Here is a 352-nt window from a genome sequence, read left to right as displayed (position 1 = left end):
AATATGTTCTTTAGAGGTTCTTAATTCTAAACGAGTGGCTAAAATGAGTTCTTTTAATTTTTCAAAATAGGTTCTTGCTTTGCCTTGCCTAGATAAACGAATTACTTGCTGTGTAATAGTGCTACCACCACGTTTTATGGTGCCAGATTTTAGGTTGTTTTTTAAGGCCTTAAATATTGAGATAGGATTAAAGCCTGGGTGTTTATAAAAATATGCGTCTTCAAACTGAATAATACAGGCTTTAAATTTGTGCGGAATACTATCGCTATGCGGAAAGCGCCATTGACCATCACTGGCTATTTTTGCGCCAATAAGTGTGTTGTTAGAACTGGTTATTACTGTTGAGGTTGGT

General features: G+C 35.8%; 1 protein-coding gene. It reads right to left on the bottom strand.

Annotation, left to right across the window (positions count from 1 at the left end; genetic code table 11):
* Positions 1-352, bottom strand: a 352-nt coding sequence (locus FUA24_RS23525) for a transglycosylase domain-containing protein (RefSeq protein ID WP_187388376.1), incomplete at both ends; no start/stop codon positions are given.

This window comes from Seonamhaeicola marinus, assembly GCF_008085455.1.
The sequence above is the reverse complement of the archived record's forward strand: the minus strand, read 5'-3'. Positions and strand labels throughout refer to the sequence as shown.